This is a genomic window from Clostridium pasteurianum BC1, from assembly GCF_000389635.1.
GTDB lineage: Bacteria > Bacillota > Clostridia > Clostridiales > Clostridiaceae > Clostridium_I > Clostridium_I pasteurianum_A.
Genome location: NC_021182.1, coordinates 2071267 through 2094101, shown reverse-complemented (window position 1 = coordinate 2094101; position 22835 = coordinate 2071267). Strand labels below are relative to the sequence as shown.

Sequence of the window (22835 nt, the reverse complement as noted above, 5' to 3'; positions counted from 1 at the left end):
TTTCAATGGTTCTATGCCTTATATAGCCTTACCACGCACTCCAAATGCCTTGTCACTGTCAAAATAAAATATTTTAATATAAAAAAACTACAAAACTCAACAACCTATTACCACCAATTATTCATTAAAATTATCTTTCAAACTTACTCAACAATTTATTAATATTAAACTTTCTTTCTATCCATTTAGGACTATGATTTTCTATATACTTAATCTTATTCTCTTCAATACAAAAAATCAGTTTATGCTTTGAATCCTCATTTTCATAAAAATAGACATTATTAAACATATCTATGTTATCAGTAAAATTGTTTATTGATTTATCATATCTTCGTTCTACATCTTTACTTGAAATATTATGTCCTCCCTTTAAAACCCTATTGCTAATTCTTAGTTTAGAAGTCTCCTTATCGATAGCAATATATATTATGTCAATAATATATCCATTTGCCTTAGCAATTTCAATTTTTCTAAATATATTTTTACCAGATAATGTTGTCTCAAAATTAAAATCAATTTTTGAAGTTATACAATCATTAAATAATTTTATAGCTTTTTTTCCTGCTTTAAATTGAATATTTCTGTCATTAAAGTCCCCAAGACTTTTAGCAATATCATCAGCGTTTATTTTCGTGCCAACTTTCATAACCTTTTCCATTTGATTGTATAAGGTGCTTTTACCTGAACCATTTACTCCAGCAATGATTAATAGTCTTGGCATTTAATTTACTCCTTCTTTTCCTGGTTCAACTTTTATCAATTTTAATTCATCGCCAAATTTTTTATATATTTTTTTTGCACCATTTTTATATTCTTCTATAATTAATGTACCTGTGGAGTCACCATACGTCCATGGAATTCCCAAATCAAAACTTTTTTTCTTCTCATTTTCTATTGCTTCTTCAATAATGGTATTCATAGCCTTGTAATCAAGCATTAATATCACCTTCTTTTAAAATTAAATCTATATATTTTATTATATATTAGAATTATTTCATATATAAATCATTATTTCTTTACAATCTTTAATTTACTATTATTATATCATATTTACAACAAAAACTACCCATATTCCATGAGTAGTTCCATTTGGTGCAGGTGACGGGACTTGAACCCGTACGTCTTCGACACACGCCCCTCAAGGTGGCGTTATGTCATGGTAGTTTTTTATTAAATTTACCTAACCAAAAAAATTTCAACAGATTAAAAGTGGATTACTCTTAAAAATCTTTTAATGCAATTTCATCAAGATGAAATTCATCTTCTGTGTATTCATTCCACGGTATATTTTTATTTTTGAGTAAAGTAATAAAATCTGAAAGATCCATTTCTGATATTTCAGCTGCACGAGCAAGGGACACTGATTTACTCGTAAACAATGCTATAGCTATTGATATTGTTATATCATTTAAAGATTTTGAAAGTCCGAGCTCTTTTAAAAGAGGTATTAAATCATTAGATAAATTCAAGTCAACTTTTATTTTTTCAGCACCCATTTATTTCACACCCTTAATTATAATTATACCCTATAGGATAATTAATTTAAATTTAAAGTATATTAAATAAAAATTATGCACTATACATTATAAAGAATTAATGCCCATTATGTTTTTCCTTCTTCTTTCGTTGTCGTAATTCAAATTGCCGCTCTTTTTCTTGTTCATTTTTTTTCTTTGAATTTTTTCTTCTTTCTTCCTTGTTTGCTTCATATTGTAATTTTATAGCAAGTTGTGCTTTAGTTCCTACTCCACTATTTTCTGTTTCTTTTTTAATTTCCCTTTGAAGTCTTTTAGGGTTTATTTTTTTATTTTTAGATTCGGCAATTGATAAGGAATTACTGAACTTTAAACTATAAAAGTTTTTTAATACAAAATCATACACTTCGTAATCTTTTGGCTCAATACCAAATATAACCTTTGAAACTTCATATTTTTCTCCAGATACTCTCTCAAAAACACCTACCCAAAATACACCTTCAAAAAATACGGTAAATTTAATGCTAATTTTCATTTAAAATTTCCTCCTGTAAAATAAAATTGAACATAGAGAATGGACGACCCCAGGAGGGAAGGATACTTCTATCTATAAGCATATAGATAGGTTCGGACTACCAACCGAAACTGTGTTTTTATCTCTAATTATACAATACAATAAATATAGCCTGATGCGCAATTTATCAAGTTTGTTTTTATCTTTTGACAGCCAAACAATAATTTACATTATCAAAAGCTGTCATTGGATGCTTTGGATTTGCTTCATTATATTTTTTGAAATACTGGTCTGTTATTTCATTAGGTGTCAAATGCTCATAAATCAAAAAATTACTATCGGCTAATAGCTTTTCCAATTCCATATAAGAATAGCTTGCAAGCATTTTTTCGTTTGCAGCACCAGCCATCGCTGCTTGCTTTTTGGCTCGTTCTCCAGCTTTATCAGTGTAAGTATCCTCATCAGGATAATCAAAAACAATACTGCTGCCTTTTGGCACAAAGCTTGAAATCGTATTGATTGTTTCTTTAAAGACCTGCTTAGACAAATAATAACTTATTCCAAGCAAACTGCAAAAGCTAATTTTACTTTGATCAAATTGCGCACAGCCAAGCAAGTTGCTTTGCCAATTGTTTTCTCTAAAATCTGCAGACACATAGTGTAGATTTGCAGGCCTTTCTGCTGATACTGATTGAATGCGTTTTTGCTTGTCAGCACCGGTAGCTGGGTGGTCAATTTCAAAGATTTGAATTTTCGATGCCCAGTCAGTCTGGCGATATGCAAATGTGTCATATCCGGCAGCAAAAATCAAATACTGCTTTGCCCCAATTTGTATAGCACTTTCAAGTGATTTTTCTGCAAATGCTGCTCTACCTAGCGGAGATGGAGATAACTGATTATTAACAATCCATCGCAAAGCCTCCTCCTGTGTACCCACAAAAGTTGGATTGAAGAAACCTATTCCTTTTGACATATTATTTGCTATTTGTTCGTATTCATTCTGCGTTAAGATTTTTTTTGCAAAATAATCATCAAATACTTTATCTGTATTTTGCGTTGAATGATACGCTCTTGAAAAAGCACTTACGAGTGCTGTCATGCTTTTTTGTTCCATAAAATTATCACCTCTAATACTTTATACTACTTTCGTACTAACATTATAAGATTTGACTTTTTTACCGTTTTATGGTATATTAGAGGTATAGAAACAAAGAATTTACAAAGCCGTTACATTTAAAGTAGCGGCTTTTTTAATAGAATAAAACAATAAAGTGTATTCTAAATATTATAAATAATCCTTAGCACACATTATTTTACTATATCACACTAGTATGATAATCATTACTTAATTCAACCTATTAGAAATTTATGAACTAAATTAAATATCAGTCATTACTTATCATGTATCTCACCTTAACGGATATAACGTAGACTTTTAACATTTCAAAGACAACATACTCAATTTTTTAATAACCTAAAACATCTCCAACAATTAATACCTTTATTCTTCTCTTAATAAACTGCCCTCTAATTACCACAAAATCATTACAAATTCTATTTTCACTTTTGCAATCAACACAATATCCAAGCTTTGCACAAGGTGTATCCTTATTTAATCTTTTTGCATCAATTGGGGCAGCATAGTCCCTTACTCTTTTCTCAGCTTCTTCTATATTTTTAACAATTTTATTTATCCCAATTACAAAAATAACTTGTTTAGGACCATAGAGCATTGGAGCAACTCTACTTCCATTTCCATCAATATTATATAATTCACCACCTTCAGTTATTGCATTTGTGCTACAAATGAAAGTATCAGCAGAAAAATTTTTAATATATATCTCTCTTTTATCATCACTTGTCAATTTATCTTCATATTTGTCTAAAAAATTAAAATTTCCACTTCTTAAAAAATCTATTACTCCAGTTTCAAAAAGAGTCATTGAGTCTCCTACACCAACTGTAGAACCTTTAACTATAAGCTCTTTTAATTTGTGAAATAGCATCTCTCTATTATTAATATAATATCCTTCCATGTTACGGTTATTTAGGTTTTTTATAGTTCTCTCAACTTGCTTCTCAATATACCATGAAACGTTTATATCCATATTCATCTCACTCCTATAACTAAATTTCTAAATAAATAATCTAATCTTTAATAAATTTGATAAACCTCTCTGCGGCTGTAGACATAGGAATATCTTTCTTTATTGCTATTCCCATAATTCTTTCAGGAATTTTTTCTTTAATAGAAATTTCATATAATTGTTTTTGCTCCAATTCCCTTTGAATATAATTTTTTATAACACAAGAAACTCCCAATCCTTTTTTAGCAAATTCAATCAATAGTTCCATATTACTTAACTCTATTTGCGGCAATACTTTTAGTCCATATGTACTAAAATAATTATCTATATAATTTCTAGTATTGCCACCTTTCTCCAGCATAATAATGGGATAATTATCTACCAATTTATTCAACGTTATCTTTCTCTCGCAAATATATTTGTATTTTTCCCCCACTACAAAACAGTCTTGTATTTTAAATGTTTTAATAATACTAATAGAATCATTGTTCTTTATGTTCATATTTAAAATTCCTATATCTATCTCACCTGACTCTAATGCTTGGACTATTTTTTGTGTTGACTGATCCTTGACGTAAATTTTTATATTCGGAAATGCTAAGTTATATGTTTCCAAATATTTCATAAGATAATATTTACATATTGTACTGCATACAGCTATTCTTACCTGACCCAAATTAAGATTTTTTAGTTCTAAAAATTTTCTTTCTGCGGTCTGCATAAGTCCATAACCCTGCTCTATATATTTGAATAATACCTCACCCTCTAAGGTAAGAGAAACTCCTCTTGACGTTCTATGAAATAATTGTCCTTCTAAATTTTCCTCTAATAATTTTATAGACTGGCTAACTGCCGGCTGTGATGTGAAAAGTTCTTTTGCTGCTTTAGATATACTTCCTAATTTGGCAGTAATATAAAAAATTCTGTAAAGTTCAAGATTAATATGCATATAAAAATTTAATATACCTCCTATATTAAATATTAATTTTACTTATACCAGTATATTAATTATAATTGCTTTATGAAAGTTAATCAACAAATAAAAGTATTGGAGGTTATAGTATGATATTTACATATTACTTACTATCATTAGTATCTGGATTTGCCTTGACTTTACAGGTTGGTATAAATGGAGAACTTCGTTCAAAAATAGGAAACCCTATACTTTCATCCCTCATTAGCTTTGGTGTAGGGACACTAGGTCTTGCAATAGTATTCTTCTTTACAGTATTAAATGGTTCTAGCACATTACCTACTGCTAATAATATTAAAAATACAAGTTGGTGGATGTTCATAGGAGGATTATTAGGAGCATTTTATATATTTACAACCATATTCACTTCTTCTAAAATTGGATTTGCCAATATGTTTAGTCTTATTATATGTGGTCAAATAATCCTTGCCGTCATATTTGATCATTTTGGATTATTAGGCAATCAAATTCATTTACTAACTCCACTAAGATCTCTAGGTGTTATTTTGTTAGTCTTAGGTGTTTATATTATTCAAACTCATTAATAAAAAATTTATACTTAGATTTTAATACATAAAACATCTTTACAGGAGGTAATATCTATGAAAAGAATCTGTGTTTATTCTGGCTCTAATCTAGGGTTCCGTCCAGAATATAAAGAAAATGCTAAACTACTTGGAAAAATATTAGCTAAAAGCGAAATTGAATTAGTATATGGTGGTTCAAGAATAGGACTTATGGGCGTAATATCAAATGAGGTTTTAAGAAATAATGGAAAAGTTATTGGGGTTATGCCTAAAGGACTTTTTTCCAGTGAAATGGTTCATAAAAATTTAACTAGGCTTATTGAAGTTGAAAACATGCATGAAAGAAGACAAACTATGGCTGAACTTTCTGATGGCTTCATAGCGCTTCCTGGTGGACTGGGCACTTTTGAAGAACTATTTGAAATGCTTAGTTGGGCTCAGCTTGGTATCCATAAAAAATCTATTGGTATATTAAATATATCAAATTTCTTTGACTCTCTTTTACATATGATTCAAAATATATGTACTGAAGGGTTTATGAGTAAATCAAATATTAAACTTATTTCAATTTCTGACAACCCTTCACTATTAATAGAAAAAATGAAAATCTATATCCCACCGATAATGGGAAATAAATGGCGTGAATTATCCTGTAAATAACTTTACTTTCTGTTTAAAATACCTACAACAAAAATATTGATAGTTGACTATTTAATTTAAAGTCAACTATCTATTGTTTAATATTTAATTCAACATTTCTTACAATTGCTCATTAAATTAACTTATAATTTGGTTTACTTTTTTAAATTATATCATAAATAATCATCAAACTGTAATAATTACTATTTTGTTCCAAAATATATCATAATTTCATGACTATTAAATAATAAACGATGTATTCCAGTTAATCTCAATATCCAGCTTTGGCATATTATATTTACCTACTTCGTCCGTTTCAGTTACCACTATCTTTTCAATAAGCATTGTAACATCCGCATTGGTGAGTTTATTTTTATCTAATATCTTCTGCAAAACCTCAATGCACTTTATTATCTTTTCCTTGTCATTTGCATGATTATCTCTTGAATTTTCTGCCTCGACTAAGAGCTTTTCTAATTTATCCAGTTCCACTTTTGCTTCACTAGTCAATTCTTCAAATATTTCTTCACCAATTAATCCTTTGGCAAGCTGCTTTGCATAATTCTTAATTTCTTCCTTTTGTTCTGCAACTTTAATTTTTAATATTTCAATGCCTTTATCATAGTCCTTACGCTTATTTCTTTTTTCCTCTATGTTTTTATCTATATTATCAAGATTTATCTTTGCATTATGTAGTAACCCTTTGATTTCATCAAGTACAAGTTCATCAATATCACTTTCAAATAGCCTGTGTCCATTGCACAATTCTGAGCCATATCTATGAAAAGTAGCACATACATATGTAATTTTATGTTCATAATTTTTTGTCTTATTTTTTCTTGCTACAAATCCCTTATTGCAGTCTCCGCATTTTAATATACCTGCATATCTATGTATTCTTTGGTTCTTGGCTCTTATGCTATTATTGTATCTACTTTCAGCAAGAACCTTAACTAATTCAAAATCTTCTTTACTTATTATCGGCTCAAAGTAATTTTCGTGAACTATTGATCTTCTTTTGGAACTCTAACCTTTTTCCCTTTCATCTTTATAAGCCTTGTAACTCCACATCTTAATGTTCCTATGTAAGCATCATTATGTAGTATTCTTTTAACACTAGTTGCATACCACAATTCCTTTTGAGTCCAGTCAGGTTTCCATCCAAAATCAAATTTTTTCATCTTATGAATTGATGGAGTTTCTACATGTTTTTCATTTAAATAATGGGCTATTTTTGTACAGCCCATTCCTTCTATGTAAAGTCTAAATATTAATTTTATTGTATCAACTACATCCTCATCAACTATTATTTTTTTAGGATTATTAGGGTCTTTCATATATCCATAATTAGGTACTATAACAAGCCCTTCCTTTTGTTTTTGCTTTATATTAGTTTTTATCTTTTTACTCAAATCTTTTAAATACATTTCATTGTACCAGGTTTTTATTCCAATTATTGAATCATCATCACTATCGCTATCATAATTATCATTTTTAAGCATAAGCCTTACATTATGTTCATCTAAGTAATCTAAAAACAAAAGTGTCTTTGCATTATGTCTGCCTATTCTTGAAAGATCTTTTGCTACTAATATATCTACCTTTTTATTTTCTATTAATTCCTTTAATTGCAGTAGTTACGGTCTTTCAAATGTATATCCACTTACATTGTTATCCTCAAAAACCTCATTTAAAATAAAACCCTGCTCTTTTGCAAAATCTTCTATAACTTTTTTTCAGTTTCTATACTTTCTTTTTTATTATCTTCATCTCTTGAAATTCTTACATATCCATAAGCATTCATTTTATTCCTCCCCTTTTAAATAAAGGAACGTCTAAATGGCGTTCCTTCTTGGTTCATCACATGATATAATTCTATTTTTGCTTAATCAAGCAATTCATCTGATTTTAAGTGATTAATAATTATCTTTTCTAGAATGTCCTCCCACTTAGAAGTTCCATCATATTTATGTACAACTTTATTTATTCTTGGATGATTATCTTCTATAATTAATGACATAACACTTAAATCGCTTTCATTTTTTAACTTTTCAGTAATTAAATCTTTACTGTAGGCTAAACTTTCTCTTATATCCATAATTAAATCATCATAATTAAATCATCATAAATATATCTATCAATAGCTTATCATTTTAGTAAAAACCTCAAATAAACTTGTATTCTTTTCCAATGAATTATTCAGTTTTACTTGAAAATCTAACGTCCCGTTTTTATTGTCTTTTATTGAAATTTCATTAATTAATATTTGTATATCCTCGTTATTAATTTCCTGTTTTTCTAAAATTTTGTCTAACAAAATTATTGCCTGTTTTAGTAATAGCTTTGCATCTTTACTGATTTTATTAATATCTACTAAGCTATCTATTTGTTTTTCTAATAATAAAATTTTCTCACTGTTCTCTCTTGTTAGTTCTTTAAACAAGTCTTCTGTAATTAAATTTCTTGCAAGTTGTTTTGCATATTCTTTTATTTCATTTTTTAAATTTGTTACTTCATATTGTATTTTATAAAATTCATTTGAATAATTGGGCTTTCCTTAATCAAATTTTTTAATGAAATCAGCCATTCCAAAAACATTTTTTCCCACAGCCTTTCTCACACTTTTTAAATAATTGTATAACATAATATCTATATCTTTTTCTTTTATCCTATGGGAAGAACAAACATTATTTCCATATCTATGATAGGCATTACACACATATTCAACATATTTTTTGCTATTACAAAATCGATTTTTAGCTACAAAGCTAGCTCCACAATCTCTACATATTAATAATCCTGCATATTTATGTATTCTTGAATTTTTAATATTTTTATCTCTATTATTTGGCTTATTTTTCTTTATATCTTGAACTTTTTCCCATAGTGCATCTGTTATTATAGATGGATAGAATCCTCTATGAATGATATGTTCCTCTCTAGGCAATCTTTTCTTGTATCTATAGATTACAGATCTTTCCGATACTCCGCATCTTAAAGTTCCTATATAAGCTTCATTTTCAAGTATTGTTGAAATAGTTCTATCACTCCAGAAATCTTGTTCAATCCATTTTTTCCCTGGTTGATATATCTTATCGTATATTTGCTTCTGATACCAAGATGGTGTGTGAATACCTTGTAATGTCAATAACGAAGCTATCTTTTTTATTCCATTCCCATCAATATATAAATTGTATATTTTTCTTACAATTTCAGCACATTCATGATTTATTTCTATCTTCTTTGTTTTTAAATTTTTCTTATATCCAAATGGTGGTATTATAACTAATCCATCCTTTTGCTTTTGTTCAAAACCAGCTTTTATTTTCTTACTTGTATCTTCAACATATTGTTCATTTAACATTTGTTTAAAACTAATTAACATGTAATCATTATCATTAAAATTATCAAGACTTTCCGTTATAGATACAACCCTTACATTTAATCGTCTTAGATATTCTAAAAAAATTGAAGAATAAACCTTGTTTCTTCCTATTCTTGATAAATCTTTGATAAGAACAATATCTACATCTCCATTTTCTACTTCTTTTATTAATTCATATATTCCTTTTCTATTAAAATTCGTTCCTGATACATTATCATCTTCAAAAATTTTAATTAAATTATATTCATTATTTTCTGCATAATCTATAAGAATCCTTTTTTGGTTTTGTAGTGAATTTTGCTTTTTATCTTCATCATTAGATAATCTTACATATCCATAGGCTTTTCTTTTATTATTCATTTTTCCTCCAAAAAATAAAATCATGGAATAAGCATTATTATATGCATATTCCATGATTTTATTATACATTTTGGTGCGAAAGACGGGACTTGAACCCGTACACCCAATGGATACTACCCCCTCAAAGTAGCCTGTCTGCCAATTCCAGCACTCTCGCTTATATTAAACTTCCTATGATTTTTACTAAAAACAACTATCTCTATTACATAGTCTGTCCGTCTCCTGTAAACAACCATGGTATAGATTATATTATATAGATTTACTTTAGTCAATACTTTTTTATCTATCAGACTAATTTTCAAAGTTTAACTAAATTATAATTAATAAAGCGTCCAATATCTTCCTCATACGAAATTATCTCCCTATGGAAATAAATTTTCTTCCATTTACAAAAGCTAATTATTTGTATATACAACATTTATGAACGGTTTGCTAGATTAATTGCAGAATTGAAGATTATAATTATTGGCAATTTCATATACTTTTATCTAGTATAAATTTTTCTATACCTACTGCTATTCCATCATTTTCAACTTCATCTGTTATTTCTTTAGCATAATTTTTCACTTCATCACCAGCATTTCCCATAGCAATTCCACATCCAACAGTTTTTAGCATTTCTATATCATTTTTACCGTCTCCAAAGGCATAGCTATTATTTATAGGAATATTTAAATGCTCCAATACCTTTATTATTCCAGATGCTTTTGTGTCTTTTTTAGAATAAAATTCAAAAACATTAGGTGACGAATTATGAATATAATCATATTCTTCATTTTCCAGTGATAGACAATAGTCTGTCCCTTCTTTATTTTTACACAACATTTCTATCTTATAGGTAGCGATATCTTCAATATTGTATTCACTTTTTATATATTTCCTAGGTATATAGAAACTGTCATAATATGAATATAACTCTCTATACTTTTCCTTTATATATGAATATATTTCTCCTTGTAATATATACTGGATATCAAATTTTTCAAGATCATAAATTAATTTTTTTACAAAATTTTTATTGATTTGTTGTTTATATATTGCTTTGTTTTTAACTATTACTTGTGCGCCATTGGTGAGTACAAAGCCATCAAAACCAAAATCTAGTAATTCTTTATATATAAAGGCATAGGGTCTACCCGTTGCAATAAAAACATAATTTCCTTCATTTTGTAATGTCTTAATAGATTTTTTTACTCTTGGACTAATTTCATTTATACCCTTTGGGCAGTCTATTAACGTTCCGTCTATATCAAAAAATATTGCTTTCTTCATAATTTTTCCCCTTTATTTTATACTTAGTTATAAGATACAGATTTTACCTTTATATTGCCACTCTAACAAAGGCATATAAAAGTAAATACCAACACCCAAATAGACTAGTGTACTAACTAGTTATTTACAATGCCTTATATAGAATTATACCATATTATTCTATGTAATCAATTACAAAAATAAAACAAAATAATTGAAGCATTTTACTAATAATAAATTATTTAATCCTCACTTCCACAAGCAATCTAGCAAACCAATAATACCTAATTATCTTTATAAAAAATTTTTACAGACAAAATACAGTGATGAATGATTATGAGTATTATTTGCTGAATATATGTTAATCTTGAAAGTATAATTTTATTTATATATTTAAAACTTTACTTAAAATTTAAAGATGAGCTTCAATACTTTATATTTCAGTATTAAAGCTCATCTTCAAGCTATTTATAATATTAATTTAAAAATTTCTTTTCAAACTACTGATTACTATACAGCCACTTATATATATTATAATTTACTTTTATTTTATTCACATACTTAGCTGTCTCCGGAAATGGTATATAATGAAGATTTTTTCCATCCTTTGAATGTTCCATATTATTTAGCCAGGACTTAACGTTTCCTCTGCCACCATTATAAGCAGCTGCTACTAGATCCAAGCTTCCAAATTCCTCTTTAAGATTGTTTAAATACCAACATCCCATTCTTATGTTATATTCCGGATCATAGAGCTTTTCAGTGCTAAAATCTTTGAGACCCATTTTTTCCGCTGCCCATGCTCCTGTTTCCGGGGTTATTTGCATTATTCCATAGGCATTTTTATTTGATTTAGCATTTGAATTATAATTACTTTCCGTTTTGGCAATAGCTGCCACATAATAGGGATCTAAATTATACTTAGTAGAATATTCGTATATGAATTTAGAATATTTTATAGGATAATAATGTTTTCCTATTGTTTTTACATTTAATGCTGCTGTAATAATTATCACTACTACTATAAATGTAAGCAGCAAACTTTTTCCCCTCATTCTTTCCTCCTATATTATATCTAGCGATGTCAATAATTTTTTAACCTGAGTCTCAGTATAATCTATATCAACACTGGTATCTATTACAATATCTACATGCTTCTTCTTTTCATCTAAGGGCATCTGTGCATTTATTCTGTTCATCACCTGATCTAAACTCATCTTATCTCTGTCCATAACTCTTTTGATTTGAGTATCTTTATCAACCCATACTAAAACATTAATATCCATATCATTATTTATACCTGTTTCAATTAAAATTGGAGCATCTAGAATACATATATTTTCTTTTAAATCCTCATATAGCTTCATATGCTTAAATATATCCTTTTTTATATAGGGCATTATAATTTCTTCCAGTCTTTTTCTTTTAGGCTCTGATGTAAAAACATAATCTCCTAATTTCCTTCTTAAAAGCCTTCCATCTTCATCAAAGAACTCACTGCCAAATTCATTTTTTATCTCCTGCAATAGCTCTGGATACAGATTTAAAACTTCTCTTGCAATGACATCCGCATCTATAACTGGAATAGATCTTTCCTTAAACATTCTGGCTACAGTACTCTTTCCACTTCCAATGCCTCCTGTAAGTCCTACCTTTAACATAACCCATCATCCTCAATTCTTAATTCATTATTTTGCTTCGTACCAGGTTTCCCCTATATTTATATCTACTTCTAATGGAACCTTTAATTCTATTGCGTTTTCCATTTCATCCTTAACCAGTTTTTTTACTTTTTCTAGTTCATCCTTATATACATTCAAAATAAGTTCATCATGAACCTGAAGTATAATAGTGCTCTTTAATTTTTCTTTGTTAAGTTTTTCATATACCTTTACCATTGCAAGTTTAATTATATCTGCTGCACTTCCCTGTATAGGGGTATTCATGGCGAGTCTTTCACCAAAGGAAGCTACCATTTTATTTCTTGCCTTTATTTCTGGAATATATCTTCTTCTATTTAATATAGTTGTAACATATAGTTCTTCCTTTGCCTTAACAACAATATCTTCCAGATATTTTTTTACATTAGGATATCTTGCAAAATAGGTATCTATATATTCTTTCGCTTTACTTTTGGTTATTTTAAGGTCTTGTGCAAGACTAAAATCCCCGATGCCGTAAACTATACCAAAATTAACTGCCTTTGCATTACTTCTCATAAGTGGCGTTACCTGATCAATTGGCACATTAAACACCTCTGATGCAGTTTTAGTATGTATATCACTATGATGTTTAAAGGCATTTATTAGATTTTCATCATCGGCAATATGAGCAAGCACCCTTAGTTCTATTTGCGAATAATCTCCAGACAAAATTACACATTCTGAGCTGTCAGGTATAAATACCTTTCTTATCTCTCTCCCCATTTCATGTTTTATAGGTATATTCTGAAGGTTAGGTTCTGTGCTTGAAAGTCTTCCTGTAGTTGTAACTGTTTGATTAAAGCTGGAGTGTATTTTATCATCCACATCAATAACAGCTTTTAAACCCTCCACATAAGTAGAATACAATTTTGTAAGCTGCCTATAGTAAGTTATTTTATCTATAATAGGATGCTTATCCCTTAACTTTTCCAGCACCTCTGCATTGGTGGAATAACCTGTTTTGGTCTTTTTAATCACAGGTAAATCAAGCTTTTCAAATAGAATTTTACCAAGCTGCTTTGGAGAGCTTATATTAAACTCCTCTCCAGAAATACTATAGATTTCCTCCTGAGTCTGCTGTATTTTTTCACTGAATTGCTCTCCCAATTCATTAAGCTTTACCCTGTCAACCTTAAAGCCCCTACCTTCCATAGAAGAAAGCACTTCTATTAAGGGTTCTTCCACATCATAAAATAATTCTTCCATATTTAAAAGCTTAATCTTTGCACTTAAATCCTCATATATAGCTTTTAGATATTGTACTTCTTTTACTCTAAGGAGCTCATCTTCATCCTTTATATCTATATTTAAGCTATCCCTTATTAAGCCATTTAATTGGTATTCACTTTTAGCAGGGTCAATAAGATAAGCCGCTATTTTTGTGTCAAAAATCAACCCCTTTAATGAAATACCTATTTTATCAAGTATAGTATAAGGTATTTTAGCATCATGAATTATTTTGTCTATTTCTTCATTTTCAAAAACCGATTTTAGAACTAGTTTCAATTCTTCTGAATCAGCTTTAAAAAGCTTATCATAGTCAATTACATAGTTTTTATCCTGTAGATTCACATATATTTTCTTTATAACACTTTTAGAGTATACATTCTCATTTTCATTTTCGAATAGGATATATATAGCGTCTTTTACTGAGGAAGTAAACTTTTTAAGTTTTTCTATAGTATCCAAAACTTCATAATCTGCTTTTACTTCAATTACAGCCTCTTCCTCCTCTGAATCAGGAATTTTATTCATGAGACTTTTGAATTCAAGCTTTAAAAACATTTTTCTTACAGCTTTTACATCAAAATTGTCTTTTGATTTTATAGACTCTAAATCTATTTCTATTGGAACATTAGTTATTATAGTTGCAAGTTTTTTACTAAATACTGCCTGTTCACTATACTCCATGAGATTTTCCTTAATCTTTTTCCCGCTTATATTTTCTATGTTCATAAGAACATTTTCCACACTGTCATATTCTTTTATAAGCTTAAGTGCCGTTTTTTCTCCAATGCCAGGCACTCCTGGAATATTGTCCGAGCTGTCTCCCATAAGTCCCTTTACATCTATAAACTGCTTAGGAGTAACACCATAGTCCAGAAGCATTCTGTCCTTATCATAAATTTCCTTTTCAGTCATACCCTTTTTATTTATAACTATCTTTACATTATCCTCTGCCAGTTGAAGTGCATCTCTATCTCCTGTAACTATGTAAACTTCTATTCCACGATCTCTTGAAAAGGAAGCCAGGGTTCCTATTAAATCGTCTGCTTCAAAGCCTTCAATTTCAAATATGTTTATAGCCAACTTTTCAAGAAGTTCCTTAACTACTGGAAATTGTTCTGCAAGCTCTGGGGGCATTTTCTTCCTTCCAGCCTTATAATCTTTGTACTCCTTATGTCTAAAAGTGGGAGCTTTTTTATCAAAAGTTGCAACTATGTAATCAGGCTTTAATTCCTCTCTCATTTTAAAGAGCATATTTATAAAACCATAAATAGCATTTGTATTTAATCCCTCTGCATTATTAAGGGCAGGTATCGCATAGAAAGCTCTGTTCATAAGACTATTGCTATCTAATATAAGCAATCTTTCCATAATTTAATCACTTCTCCAATCTAGGATTTCGTTTATTTAAATAAAACTTAGTCATAAGAAAATAAATAGTAAGTCAAAAACGTCACGTATATTTTAGATCCTATAAGGAAACAGGTTCCGCAGATAGTGAGTTATCTAAGGGTTCTGTTAACGTAGCAGGATGCAAATACTGACTAGATATTTATTTGAATATGCCTTGGCATAATACTAAAGTATATATTATCACATTTATTATGCATAACAAAGCTATGAATAATCAGATATAAACATATTCTATAAAATTCACAGTATATTTATTTTACAAATTAATTATATTTATTATAATATTTATTATAGACTATAATACAATAAATAAAAACTTAGAAATTGAGGTGTTATACTTGATAAAAGATGACTATAGTGCTAAAATCTCCCAAGAATTCCTTTCTCTTGTAAAACAAATAAAAAATTTAAAAAACTTGAAATTAGAAGCTTTCGCTTTAATTGATACAGCCTTCAAAAGATTTCTTGGATTTAGTTCAAGTTTTGTAAATTCTGTTTCTGAAAAAGATTTACTAAATCTTATGAAAAAAAATGATGAAATCCAGGGGATACAATGTGCCATTGCTGCTGTACTTCTATTTGAAGAGGGAAATATCTTTTATAATGAAGAAAAATATAATGAAGCCTATTTCAGATATTCAAAGGCTTTTAATTTGATCTCAGCTATATTTACACTAAAACTGGAGTGTGAATTAGAAGGTTATAAAGAGCTTTCACTGGAAATTGGTGATGCTGTTGAAAACTTTGAAACCACCTCGGAGGATAAGAAAAAACTCTTTTATTTTTATAAATCTCTGGGAGCATTTTCTAAAGCTGAAGATCATCTATATGAACTTGTGAAAGATGCTAATAACAAAGATTTTACAGAGAATGAACTTAAAGAATTTTACTTGGAACTTCTAAACAAAAATGATGATGATTTAATAAAAGGTAATCTTCCAAGAAATGAAATTTTAGAAGCTTTGAATACTTATGAAAATAGTCATTAAAATTTTGAAGTTATTAAAGCCTCAGTTATTCCTGATTACGAGGCTATAAAACTTCCTGTAAAAAATATTATTTGAAAACATTATATAATTGGGTTATTTTAACGAATTTTATGTCAAATTCTTATACACTCTTATATATAAGATAGTATATTAATATAAATGGTTAGATACCATTTATGTATATTTTTTATATATTTACTCTTCCTAAACTGTATCCTGCAAAATAACCTATTATCCCTATTACAAGCGAAATAGCTATGTAAAATACAGCATTGAGTTTCTTATTATTGCTAAAAATTGAAAAGCCTTCATACATAAATGTAGAAAAAGTTGTATAAGCTCCTAAAAAACCATCTCCAAGAAAACTATAAATTTGATTATTGGGATTTTTTGATGTAAGAAATCCTAACAAAAAAGCCCCTGTTATATTTATCAGAAAAGTTCCTATAGGGAAACTACCTTTGGCTTTTACAGCCACTATTTTACCTAATTTATATCTGGATAGACTTCCAAGAATTCCACCTAGTCCTACTAATATATATTCCATTTTACAACCATCCTTGTTATAATATTCATCCTCATAATTACACTTATCCTATCCACTCTATTGTCTTATAACGCCTTATATTCCTCTGCAATTTCTTCATTCTTTTTTCCAATGGATTTTGATATTGCAGTGGCAACATATATAGCTATAATACTTAGTAATAGCGATAAGAAAATATACATGGAAGCTGAATAGTATTCTCCCTTTGTGATTAAATTAACTTCTTCTTTGCACAGAGAAGAAAAAGTAGTATAAGTACCTAATAGTCCGGTAGTAATACCTAATTTAACTTCCTCTTTTATCTTATATCTCTCTTTAGTAACACCAAATATAAATGCTAAAAAAAAGCTTCCTGTTACATTGATAATCAATGTGTTTATAGGTATTTGCCCAATATAATTTTGAAAGTTTATATTTTTTATGGTAAATCTCATTATAGCACCTATAAAACCAAAACCGCCAATATACAGATATTTTTTCAAGTTAAATCTCCCCTTATTAATTCATAGTTATTATCCCATGTATAATTTATAATTTTCAGAACCTCAATATTTTCAACTAGCAATAGCACTACCTTTCCATTCATTTTTTATTAGAAAATCCTTATACATATTGAAATTATATATTTCTACTCTACAACCAGCTATATTTCGGCAAAAATAAATCATTTTCACCTTATGTTTAAACGTACAAAAAACCCCTACAGATATAAAAGACCTGTAGGAGTCATCAGCATTCAAGCATTTAAAGGCGAACTCCATCACCTATGACTTATATTATAACACTTTTTCTATAGTACTGAAAGGCTGTTTCTGTTTCAAAACCATTTTTCTTGTATAAAATCAACTTTTTCAAGTCATTAAAATTTTTTATATTAAGCTGGTATAGTATATTCTCTAAACTTTGCTACATAATACTTACATACTTAAGTACAAGCCAATAATGACAGAAGCTTCCTAGCAGCACAAAGATATGAAATATTTCATGAGAACCAAAATATTTATTTTTCATCTTTGGAAGCTGAAGACCATATATTATACCGCCTATAGTATAGGAGATTCCACCCACTACAAGCCAGGTTAGAGCAATGCCTGTGAGGACTTTTGCCAGTGGAAAAATTGCTACAATTACAAGCCAGCCCATAAATATGTAAAAAAAAGTTGAAAGCCATCTAGGTGCGTTAAACCAAAAATTCTTAACCAGTATACCAAATATAGCTAGACACCATATTATAACCAATATACTCAGTCCTAATTTTCCTCTTAACGCTATTAAACAAATAGGTGTATAGCTGCCTGCAATCAAAATATATATCATAGAATGGTCTATTCTTCTAAGTACTTTAATTACCTTTTGTGAGGCAGAGGTTAAATGATAGACAGAACTTGCACTATAAAGCAATATCAGACTTACACCAAATACAACAAAAGCGCTTATATGAGTCAAATTATCTAGCTTTAAAGTGTAATTAATTAAGATAATAAGCCCCACTATAGAAATACCTACTCCAAATAAATGTGTCAATCCACTAACAGGTTCTCTGAATTTTGCAAACACAACATTCACTCCTTTATATTCATATATTGATAACGTAGTTTTTAATACTATATGTTATTATATTATTATTGTAATGATATTATACTTATATTTCAATACCCTTTATAGATAATATAGTCAAATTTTATAGGCTTTATATCTTATTATCTCCATAAATCTAGGTTTTTTATTATATTTTCTTTAATTAATATGTGATGTAAATATAGAATAGAATAAACTGAGTAAATAAAATAATTTATAAAACCTAGATTCATAGTAATAAATACTATATAATATACTAGAGGTGATTTACGTGGACACAAAGAACGATAAAAACTTAGATGCTCTTGTTTCTGAAATTACTGAGTTTAATGAACTAACTCTTGATGATATACCAAATATTGATTTATACATGGATCAGGTAACAACTTTATTTGAAAGTAAACTCCATCCTCTTAAAAGAAATGAAGAAGATAAAATAATGACTAAGACTATGATTAATAACTATGCAAAGGCTAAAATCTTTCCACCTGTAAAGAGTAAAAAATATACTAAAGAACAGATAATATTGTTATCTATAATATACAATTTAAAACAGAGTTTGTCTTTAGCTGATATAGGAAAAGTTTTTAACCCAATATTAAAAGATATAGAAAATGAAAATAAAGAACTTATTTCTGTAGAAAATTTGTATGACACTTTTTTAGAAATTAAAAGAGAAAATGAAAATAAATTTAGTGAACACTTTTACACACTTTTAGATAGAACTAAAAATAATTTAAAAAATAAGGATAATGGCGATAATAGCAAAAATGAATTAATACTTATGGTGCTGTCCCTTATAGCAGAAGCTAATATGAATATACGTATGTCAGAGAAAATCATAGATAACTTTTTTAATGTAGCAAAAAAATAGTATTCAGAAATTATTCTGAATACTATTTTTCAATTTTAATTTACGCACTTTGAATCATTTATGCGATGACTAATGGCTGGATAATTTATTTAAACTTATTGTGAATACAAACTCCAGCTAAGTAAAATTCATTGATATTCTATCCTATCTATATAGAGTTCCTATGTCTTTTCTAAAATACATGCCTTCAAAATTTACATTTTTTATATCTGCATATGCATTTTTAATTGCTTCCTCTAGTGTATCTCCAGTAGATACAATTGACATGACTCTACCTCCAGAGGTTTTCAAAGTATCATCTTCATATTTAGCTCCTGCTGCAAATACTTTGCTTTCTGCTGCTTTGATGTCAATAGCTTTACCTGTTTCATAACTTCCCGGATAACCCTTGGAAGCCAGAACTACACAGCAGGCACCGCCTTTTTTCCACTTGATTTCAACATCTTTAAGCTTTCCATCTATGGCAGCCAATATGATTTCAGTGAAATCACTTTCTAAAAGTGGCAATACTGCCTGAGTTTCTGGATCACCCATTCTTACGTTGTACTCCAATAAATATGTACCCTTTTTAGTTATCATAAGTCCGAAGAAAATAATACCGCAGTAGTCCATATGCTCTTCCTTTATTCCAGAAAGAGTAGGCTTTAACATGGTTTCCTCAAATTCTTTAAGTACATTTTCAGTGCAATATGGATTTGGGACAATTGCGCCCATTCCGCCAGTGTTAGGGCCCTTATCCTCATCGAAGATCTGCTTATGGTCCTTAGCTGATATAAAAGGCACTATAACATTGCCATCTGTAACAGAAAGAATAGAAGCTTCTACTCCATCAAGAAACTCTTCCATAACTACTTTTTTACCAGAGCCCTTAAATACATCATTTACCATAAAGTCTTTTAGTGTATTCTGCGCCTCTTCTGCTGTACCACATATAACTACACCTTTACCTGCAGCCAGGCCATCAGCTTTAATAACTATTGGATAAGGACATTTTTCAGTATAATCAAGAGCTTCCTCTACTCTATCAAAAACCTCATAAGCTGCTGTTTTAACTCCGTGCTTTTTCATAAATTCCTTAGCGAAAGCCTTACTTCCTTCAAGCTCAGCGGCTGCTTTTGATGGTCCAAATATCTTTAATCCATTTTCCTTAAATACATCTACAATACCTTCTACCAGCTTTGCTTCCGGTCCAACAAAAGTTAAGTCTATTTTTTCTTCTTTAGCAAAGTTTAATAATTCATCTATAGTATCTAAATTTACATTTACACACTTATTCTCAAGATGAGTACCACCATTTCCAGGTGCACAATAAATCTTGTCAACAATAGTACTTAATGCCATCTTCCATGCTATAGCATGTTCTCTACCACCATTTCCAATAAGTAAAATTTTCAATTTATCACTTCCTCTACATTAATAAAAAATAATACAGACTATCTCACTATGGAAAAATTTACACCCCAGGGGTGCAAATTTTTCCAGCATTACATTTCTACCTAGTGTTTAAAATGTCTTATTCCTGAAATCACCATTGCTATGCCATGTTTATTGCAGGCATCAATGGAATCTTGGTCTCTTATAGAGCCACCAGGCTGTATTATTGCCTTTATATTGTGCTTAGCTGCTTCTTCCACTACATCGTTAAATGGGAAGAAAGCATCTGATACAAGAAGAGTACCATCCTTTGCTCTATCAAGTGCTTCAATTGTCGGCCATATTCTGTTTACCTGTCCGCCGCCAATTCCCTTAGCCATTCCATCTTTAACCACCAGTATTGCATTGGATTTAACATATTTTACTACCTTCATACCGAATAGAAGCTGCTTTAATTCCTCTTCTGTCGGCTTCTTTTCTGTTACAAATTTAAGTTCATCTACAAGTTTATCATCTGAACTCTGTACTAGAATTCCACCGTCTACCTTTGCATATTCTCTATGATCCTGTGGTTTGTGCTCTGCTTTTATAACTCTTAAGTTTTTCTTTGTCTTTAATATTTCCAGTGCAGCGTCTTCAAAATCAGGAGCTATTACTATTTCAAGGAAAATCTTCACAAGTTCCTCTGCTGTTGCTACATCTAATTTTCTATTAACAGCAACTATACCACCAAAAATAGAGGTAGGATCACATTCAAAGGCACGAACGTAGGCATCATGAATATTATCCGCTATAGCAGCACCACAAGGTGAATTATGTTTTAGTGCACAGCACATAGGTTCTTCAAATTCTGAGGCTACTTTCCAAGCTATATCCATATCCTTTATGTTGTTATAAGAAAGTTCCTTACCATTTAGCTGCTGAAAATCTTTCATTGCGCCTTTAGTAGCTGTAGACACATAGTAAGCAGCACTTTGATGAGGATTTTCACCATATCTTAAATCCATAGATTTTTTATAAGACATATTAAGATATTCAGGATAAACTTCATCTCCCAGTAAAAATCTACTTACAGCTGCATCATAGGCAGCCATTAAATTAAATACTTTACCAGCAAATTTTTTTCTACTTTCAAAATCTACTTCACCATTTTTATCTATTTGATCTATTACATCTTCATAATCCTTAACATCTGTAAGCACAACTACATCTTGAAAATTCTTTGCAGCTGCTCTTATCATAGTAGGACCACCGATATCTATAAACTCAATTTTTTCTTCAAAGGTTAAATCTTCCTGAACTTTATCAAAGAAAGGATAAAGGTTAACTACTACTAGATCAATTGGCTTGATTCCCTTATCTTCAATAGCTTTCATATGCTGAGCATTGTCTCTTATGGCAAGTATACCTCCATGAATATTAGGGTGAAGTGTCTTTACCCTGCCGTCCATCATTTCAGGAAAACCCGTAACTTCCTCTACTTCTGTTACAGCTATGTGATTTTCTTTTAAATATTTGTATGTACCACCAGTAGAAATTATTTCCACATCTTTTTTAATAAGAAATTTAGCTAAATCAAGAACTTTATCCTTATTGTATACACTGATTAATGCTCTTTTAATCATATAATATATTACCTCCACTTAAATATTTTAAAGACTTTTATCTATCATTGTAAATCTTAAATTTTTAGATTAATACTCTATGGACTTGCCACTGCTATGTATACTGTACCTTTTATATTCATTGAATATTACAGCAACTAATTATCAGATAATAAAGGCATCATAAAAGAAATAACCAGTTAATATACTAATCTATTTTCCTTTCAGATGCCTTATTTCTTTTTTAATATCTTTTACTTTCAAGTTAAATATTTTCTATAAGTAAAGCTCCTGTGATCAAGCTAAATTTCATTC

The 22835-nt window shown here is 29.3% G+C and carries 25 protein-coding genes, 1 tRNA gene and 1 riboswitch; of the genes, 4 read left to right on the top strand and 22 right to left on the bottom strand.

Annotation, left to right across the window (positions count from 1 at the left end):
- Window positions 1-130 precede the first annotated feature (130 nt).
- The 7 genes from CLOPA_RS09825 to CLOPA_RS09795 form a co-directional block, all read right to left on the bottom strand.
- Window positions 131-721: a zeta toxin family protein gene (locus CLOPA_RS09825; protein WP_015615270.1), complete on the bottom strand. Its 591-nt coding sequence runs from the start codon at window positions 719-721 to the stop codon at window positions 131-133.
- Entirely contained in the window at window positions 722-937 is a 216-nt protein-coding gene (locus tag CLOPA_RS09820; RefSeq protein WP_015615269.1) for a hypothetical protein, read from the bottom strand.
- A 283-nt stretch (window positions 938-1220) separates the two neighbouring features.
- Window positions 1221-1496, bottom strand: coding sequence for a UPF0175 family protein (locus CLOPA_RS09815; RefSeq protein WP_015615268.1), 276 nt, complete (start codon window positions 1494-1496; stop codon window positions 1221-1223).
- Window positions 1497-1593: 97 nt separating this feature from the next.
- The gene (locus tag CLOPA_RS09810; RefSeq protein WP_015615267.1) at window positions 1594-2010 is read right to left on the bottom strand and encodes a YjdF family protein; all 417 of its coding nucleotides are present in this window, start codon (window positions 2008-2010) and stop codon (window positions 1594-1596) included.
- A gap of 178 nt (window positions 2011-2188) precedes the next feature.
- On the bottom strand, window positions 2189-3103 hold the full coding sequence (locus CLOPA_RS09805; RefSeq protein WP_015615266.1) for a class I SAM-dependent methyltransferase: 915 nt from the start codon (window positions 3101-3103) through the stop codon (window positions 2189-2191).
- A gap of 352 nt (window positions 3104-3455) precedes the next feature.
- Entirely contained in the window at window positions 3456-4097 is a 642-nt protein-coding gene (locus CLOPA_RS09800; protein WP_015615265.1) for a lactate utilization protein, read from the bottom strand.
- A gap of 40 nt (window positions 4098-4137) precedes the next feature.
- Window positions 4138-5025, bottom strand: coding sequence for a LysR family transcriptional regulator (locus CLOPA_RS09795; protein WP_015615264.1), 888 nt, complete (start codon window positions 5023-5025; stop codon window positions 4138-4140).
- A gap of 113 nt (window positions 5026-5138) precedes the next feature.
- Between CLOPA_RS09795 and CLOPA_RS09790 the strand changes: the two genes are divergently transcribed.
- Both CLOPA_RS09790 and CLOPA_RS09785 read left to right on the top strand, forming a co-directional pair.
- Window positions 5139-5594, top strand: a complete 456-nt coding sequence (locus CLOPA_RS09790) for a DMT family transporter (protein ID WP_015615263.1) — start codon at window positions 5139-5141, stop codon at window positions 5592-5594.
- Window positions 5595-5651: 57 nt separating this feature from the next.
- A complete protein-coding gene (locus CLOPA_RS09785; protein WP_015615262.1) occupies window positions 5652-6236 on the top strand; it encodes a TIGR00730 family Rossman fold protein in 585 nt (194 codons plus the stop codon).
- Window positions 6237-6455: 219 nt separating this feature from the next.
- On the opposite strand, the gene CLOPA_RS23730 is transcribed toward CLOPA_RS09785, so the two are convergent.
- From CLOPA_RS23730 to polA, 10 genes are all read right to left on the bottom strand, one after another.
- Entirely contained in the window at window positions 6456-7094 is a 639-nt protein-coding gene (locus CLOPA_RS23730; RefSeq protein ID WP_242834326.1) for a zinc ribbon domain-containing protein, read from the bottom strand.
- A gap of 125 nt (window positions 7095-7219) precedes the next feature.
- Window positions 7220-7849, bottom strand: a complete 630-nt coding sequence (locus CLOPA_RS23725; protein ID WP_278246055.1) for a recombinase family protein — start codon at window positions 7847-7849, stop codon at window positions 7220-7222.
- A 251-nt stretch (window positions 7850-8100) separates the two neighbouring features.
- On the bottom strand, window positions 8101-8313 hold the full coding sequence (locus CLOPA_RS09775; RefSeq protein ID WP_015615261.1) for a hypothetical protein: 213 nt from the start codon (window positions 8311-8313) through the stop codon (window positions 8101-8103).
- Between the two features lie 39 nt (window positions 8314-8352).
- A complete protein-coding gene (locus tag CLOPA_RS25005; protein WP_155241898.1) occupies window positions 8353-8658 on the bottom strand; it encodes a hypothetical protein in 306 nt (101 codons plus the stop codon).
- A gap of 114 nt (window positions 8659-8772) precedes the next feature.
- Complete coding sequence (locus tag CLOPA_RS09770) at window positions 8773-9960, bottom strand: recombinase family protein (RefSeq protein ID WP_172638608.1); 1188 nt, start codon at window positions 9958-9960, stop codon at window positions 8773-8775.
- A gap of 71 nt (window positions 9961-10031) precedes the next feature.
- Window positions 10032-10117: transfer RNA gene (locus CLOPA_RS09765), tRNA-Leu, on the bottom strand.
- 317 nt (window positions 10118-10434) lie between these two features.
- A complete protein-coding gene (locus CLOPA_RS09760; protein WP_015615260.1) occupies window positions 10435-11232 on the bottom strand; it encodes a Cof-type HAD-IIB family hydrolase in 798 nt (265 codons plus the stop codon).
- Between the two features lie 479 nt (window positions 11233-11711).
- The gene (locus CLOPA_RS09755; protein WP_015615259.1) at window positions 11712-12266 is read right to left on the bottom strand and encodes a lytic transglycosylase domain-containing protein; all 555 of its coding nucleotides are present in this window, start codon (window positions 12264-12266) and stop codon (window positions 11712-11714) included.
- A 9-nt stretch (window positions 12267-12275) separates the two neighbouring features.
- Window positions 12276-12872, bottom strand: coding sequence for a dephospho-CoA kinase (gene coaE, locus CLOPA_RS09750; protein ID WP_015615258.1), 597 nt, complete (start codon window positions 12870-12872; stop codon window positions 12276-12278).
- 27 nt (window positions 12873-12899) lie between these two features.
- Window positions 12900-15512: a DNA polymerase I gene (gene polA, locus CLOPA_RS09745; RefSeq protein ID WP_015615257.1), complete on the bottom strand. Its 2613-nt coding sequence runs from the start codon at window positions 15510-15512 to the stop codon at window positions 12900-12902.
- A gap of 380 nt (window positions 15513-15892) precedes the next feature.
- Here polA and CLOPA_RS09740 point away from each other — a divergent pair, with 380 nt between their 5' ends.
- Window positions 15893-16543: a DUF6483 family protein gene (locus CLOPA_RS09740; protein ID WP_015615256.1), complete on the top strand. Its 651-nt coding sequence runs from the start codon at window positions 15893-15895 to the stop codon at window positions 16541-16543.
- A 187-nt stretch (window positions 16544-16730) separates the two neighbouring features.
- Here the strand turns inward: CLOPA_RS09740 and crcB are convergent, their stop codons facing one another.
- From crcB to trhA, 3 genes are all read right to left on the bottom strand, one after another.
- Window positions 16731-17090 (bottom strand): fluoride efflux transporter CrcB, encoded by a 360-nt coding sequence (crcB, locus tag CLOPA_RS09735; RefSeq protein WP_015615255.1) that lies wholly within the window; start codon window positions 17088-17090, stop codon window positions 16731-16733.
- 65 nt (window positions 17091-17155) lie between these two features.
- A complete protein-coding gene (locus CLOPA_RS09730; protein WP_015615254.1) occupies window positions 17156-17572 on the bottom strand; it encodes a fluoride efflux transporter FluC in 417 nt (138 codons plus the stop codon).
- A gap of 231 nt (window positions 17573-17803) precedes the next feature.
- Window positions 17804-17864, bottom strand: a riboswitch (Fluoride riboswitch).
- A gap of 132 nt (window positions 17865-17996) precedes the next feature.
- A complete protein-coding gene (trhA, locus tag CLOPA_RS09725) occupies window positions 17997-18647 on the bottom strand; it encodes a PAQR family membrane homeostasis protein TrhA (RefSeq protein ID WP_015615253.1) in 651 nt (216 codons plus the stop codon).
- A gap of 292 nt (window positions 18648-18939) precedes the next feature.
- Between trhA and CLOPA_RS09720 the strand changes: the two genes are divergently transcribed.
- Window positions 18940-19542 (top strand): DUF1836 domain-containing protein, encoded by a 603-nt coding sequence (locus CLOPA_RS09720; RefSeq protein WP_015615252.1) that lies wholly within the window; start codon window positions 18940-18942, stop codon window positions 19540-19542.
- Window positions 19543-19686: 144 nt separating this feature from the next.
- Here CLOPA_RS09720 and purD read toward each other — a convergent pair whose 3' ends face one another.
- Both purD and purH read right to left on the bottom strand, forming a co-directional pair.
- A complete protein-coding gene (gene purD / locus CLOPA_RS09715) occupies window positions 19687-20937 on the bottom strand; it encodes a phosphoribosylamine--glycine ligase (protein ID WP_015615251.1) in 1251 nt (416 codons plus the stop codon).
- Window positions 20938-21038: 101 nt separating this feature from the next.
- Window positions 21039-22541, bottom strand: a complete 1503-nt coding sequence (gene purH / locus CLOPA_RS09710) for a bifunctional phosphoribosylaminoimidazolecarboxamide formyltransferase/IMP cyclohydrolase (protein WP_015615250.1) — start codon at window positions 22539-22541, stop codon at window positions 21039-21041.
- Window positions 22542-22835 lie beyond the last annotated feature (294 nt).

What these genes read in the sequence shown, in the direction of transcription:
- CLOPA_RS09790 (WP_015615263.1), top strand. Translation starts at nt 5,139, where the DNA reads ATGATATTTACATATTACTTACTATCATTAGTATCTGGATTTGCCTTG.
- CLOPA_RS09815 (WP_015615268.1), bottom strand. Translation starts at nt 1,496, where the DNA reads ATGGGTGCTGAAAAAATAAAAGTTGACTTGAATTTATCTAATGATTTA.
- CLOPA_RS09810 (WP_015615267.1), bottom strand. Translation starts at nt 2,010, where the DNA reads ATGAAAATTAGCATTAAATTTACCGTATTTTTTGAAGGTGTATTTTGG.
- coaE (WP_015615258.1), bottom strand. Translation starts at nt 12,872, where the DNA reads ATGTTAAAGGTAGGACTTACAGGAGGCATTGGAAGTGGAAAGAGTACT.
- CLOPA_RS09785 (WP_015615262.1), top strand. Translation starts at nt 5,652, where the DNA reads ATGAAAAGAATCTGTGTTTATTCTGGCTCTAATCTAGGGTTCCGTCCA.
- CLOPA_RS09825 (WP_015615270.1), bottom strand. Translation starts at nt 721, where the DNA reads ATGCCAAGACTATTAATCATTGCTGGAGTAAATGGTTCAGGTAAAAGC.
- CLOPA_RS09805 (WP_015615266.1), bottom strand. Translation starts at nt 3,103, where the DNA reads ATGGAACAAAAAAGCATGACAGCACTCGTAAGTGCTTTTTCAAGAGCG.
- CLOPA_RS09800 (WP_015615265.1), bottom strand. Translation starts at nt 4,097, where the DNA reads ATGGATATAAACGTTTCATGGTATATTGAGAAGCAAGTTGAGAGAACT.
- CLOPA_RS09755 (WP_015615259.1), bottom strand. Translation starts at nt 12,266, where the DNA reads ATGAGGGGAAAAAGTTTGCTGCTTACATTTATAGTAGTAGTGATAATT.
- CLOPA_RS09775 (WP_015615261.1), bottom strand. Translation starts at nt 8,313, where the DNA reads ATGGATATAAGAGAAAGTTTAGCCTACAGTAAAGATTTAATTACTGAA.
- CLOPA_RS09795 (WP_015615264.1), bottom strand. Translation starts at nt 5,025, where the DNA reads ATGCATATTAATCTTGAACTTTACAGAATTTTTTATATTACTGCCAAA.
- CLOPA_RS09820 (WP_015615269.1), bottom strand. Translation starts at nt 937, where the DNA reads ATGCTTGATTACAAGGCTATGAATACCATTATTGAAGAAGCAATAGAA.
- crcB (WP_015615255.1), bottom strand. Translation starts at nt 17,090, where the DNA reads ATGGAATATATATTAGTAGGACTAGGTGGAATTCTTGGAAGTCTATCC.
- CLOPA_RS09760 (WP_015615260.1), bottom strand. Translation starts at nt 11,232, where the DNA reads ATGAAGAAAGCAATATTTTTTGATATAGACGGAACGTTAATAGACTGC.
- CLOPA_RS09770 (WP_172638608.1), bottom strand. Translation starts at nt 9,960, where the DNA reads ATGAATAATAAAAGAAAAGCCTATGGATATGTAAGATTATCTAATGAT.
- polA (WP_015615257.1), bottom strand. Translation starts at nt 15,512, where the DNA reads ATGGAAAGATTGCTTATATTAGATAGCAATAGTCTTATGAACAGAGCT.
- purH (WP_015615250.1), bottom strand. Translation starts at nt 22,541, where the DNA reads ATGATTAAAAGAGCATTAATCAGTGTATACAATAAGGATAAAGTTCTT.